This is a genomic window from Actinomyces sp., from assembly GCF_030530635.1.
In the GTDB taxonomy this organism is placed as follows: domain Bacteria; phylum Actinomycetota; class Actinomycetes; order Actinomycetales; family Actinomycetaceae; genus Actinomyces.
The window spans coordinates 1-2,373 of the sequence record NZ_JAUMUL010000127.1 but is presented as its reverse complement, the minus strand read 5'-3'; the positions used below and the strand labels follow the sequence as shown (position 1 = coordinate 2,373).

The 2,373-nt window shown below is 64.6% G+C and carries 2 protein-coding genes and 1 pseudogene; all 3 read left to right on the top strand.

Features of this window, described 5'->3' with window-relative positions:
- A pseudogene (locus Q4A20_RS15005) lies at window positions 1–305 on the top strand (ribonucleotide-diphosphate reductase subunit alpha); the annotation flags it as partial.
- Window positions 306–351: 46 nt separating this feature from the next.
- Window positions 352–528, top strand: coding sequence for a hypothetical protein (locus Q4A20_RS15000; protein ID WP_303124195.1), 177 nt, complete (start codon window positions 352–354; stop codon window positions 526–528).
- 1,172 nt (window positions 529–1,700) lie between these two features.
- A complete protein-coding gene (locus Q4A20_RS14995; RefSeq protein ID WP_303124194.1) occupies window positions 1,701–2,285 on the top strand; it encodes a hypothetical protein in 585 nt (194 codons plus the stop codon).
- The last annotated feature ends 88 nt before the right edge of the window (window positions 2,286–2,373 follow it).

Below are 2,373 nucleotides of genomic sequence, written 5' to 3'. Positions count from 1 at the left end.
AGGGCAAGATCGGGCGGGTCTACTACCCGGCGCCCTACATGACCAATGACAACCTCGAGTTCTATGAGGACGCCTACGAGATCGGCCCGGAGAAGATCATCGACACCTACGCCGCCGCCACGCAGCACGTGGACCAGGGGCTGAGCCTGACGCTGTTCTTCCCGGACACCGCCACCACCCGCGACGTGAACAAGGCGCAGATCTACGCCTGGCGTAAGGGCATCAAGTCGCTGTACTACATCCGCCTGCGCCAGGCGGCGCTCACCGGCACCGAGGTGGAGGGCTGCGTCTCCTGCATGCTGTGACGCCGCGTGGCTAAGGGACTTGGGGTGGTGAGCAGAGACGATCGGGATGCGCCGCGTGCTGCACGATGCGTTCGGCTCTGGTTGGGATGGAACCTACGATCATCTGCATGACCACGAAGAGCCTCTGCTCTGGCTGGCCGATGCCGTCAGCTGGTGCTGGAACAAGGGTGGGCAGTGGCGGGCCGCCTTGTCTAGTGTCAGGCTTGACGTCATTGATCTGTGAAGCTTATACGCGAAACCCGGCTCGCCCACCGTCCGGAAGGCTGCCGGGTCCACTTCGCAGGGCTACTGCCCTGAGCGGTGAATAGTCCACTTTGCCAGCGCCTACGGCGCCAGTGCCAGTTTCCCGGCAAGGTGTTGTGGTGCTCGTCGGCACCGAGGGGAGGCCTGCGCATGCTGGATGCAGCGGCGCGTGACTCGGCCGAACGCATATGGGGCTCCTCCGGTTTGAGGTCGCGTTTAGGCTGGCGGGGTCGTGTTCGGTGGGTGCTGTTTTGCCGAGTACGTCCTCGTGTGCCTCAAACCCTCCACGTTCGGGAGGGTTTGGGGCTTATGAGGTCGTGTTCGGCCAGTGCAGGTCGTTCTCGGGCGTATTAGGGGCGTTTTCGGGTCGGCGGCTAACCAACGTCCTCGAACAACCCCACCGACCCGCCCACGCCGGCTCCTCCGACATATGGGTGTGCTGGCCGGCATGTTGCGAGTTGAGGGACGTGATGAGCCGTGCCGTGGCGAGCCTGCCGGTTCAATCGCGCCGGACTTGGCTGCACTTGGCTGCCGACATCCCCGGCGCCTGAAAGTGGGTGGGTCCATCTGCTACGCCACTTCGCCGTCTGCCACGCCCCTCCGGGGTCAACAACGCCGGTTAACCGTCCACTGAAGGGCCCACAGGTACACAGCAGAAGGTTAAGTGGCGTTGTTAACGCCCAACCGGCGCAGCAGACACCCCGGCCCCTGTTAGGTCTCAGGGCATCGGCGACAGTTCTGCCGCAGCCCCACCACAACCACCACACAAGGCTTGACCACCCCCAAACCGGAAGAGCCCGATTTGGTCGAGGCGGCCACCGCTGCCGACCCCGTTTGTCATCGACTTTGACAACACCTGCCCATAGAGACGCGCGGCAGCGGCGAGTCGCGGCACCTACAGATCACCGGATCGGCACCCGGGTGCCGGTCGCCGCGCCGTCTCCACCCAACCTGTAGCCGGAAGAGCCTGTAGGACCTCGGGTCTCGAGGAGTATCTCCAGGGGTGTACATGCACCCAATACGGCATTCGATCAGGCGCCGATAACAAGCCCGTCCGCATGGGCGCTACGGTTGGAGGGGCTGGATGACGCGTACCGGTCAGGTGCTTGACGAGGAGTGGGGAGAGGCATGGTTGGCCAACAGGATGACAGTGTGAACGACATTGTGGATGGCATTGCGACGATGTACACAGCGCTTCGGCGCGGCTACAGCCCCGAGTGGCGTGGCGGCGAGGTTGAGGATGGGGTGCTGCACGCAGCGTGGGTCAACTACAGTGATGTGATCTATCCGGGGCTGGCTGCGCTGCAGCGGGTCGGTACCCTGGTTCGCGAGACCGCGGCCGATTACGAGGGAATCGGGAACCCGAAAGACGCGGCATCCGGTATCGGTGACGGGCCTGTCGATGCCGGTAAGCCGCACCAGGAGGAGACGGCGTTCGAGCGTTACGCCCGCATCAGGGATAAGCCGATCGAAAGTGGCCGACTGAGTCTCCGTCACCGCAACCTGAAGGCGCCCGTCCGGCGGACTGACCATGCGGTCGCATCACGCGATTTCAGACTGACGGGAGGAAATCTGGTGGGGATGAATAACTGGCGCTTCGTGTTTGGGGGTGTGGTGGTTCGGGCCCGCGGGTGGTTGTGTTCGGCGCGCACCGGCCCGACTAGGTGGTTGTGTTCGGGCGTGGGGGTCGTTTTCGGGCCGGCGAGGACGTCGTCGGGCTGGACGGGCGGACGTTGACCTGAACGCAGGGGCAGTCGTGCCTGGCCCGTGGTGGTTCAGTGCGCACGCCCCAGCTCCCGTCCGTCGCGCCGCGTACTGCGCCGCC

Coding starts and splice junctions, on each gene's coding strand:
- Q4A20_RS15000 (WP_303124195.1), top strand. CDS start 352: ATGCGCCGCGTGCTGCACGATGCGTTCGGCTCTGGTTGGGATGGAACC.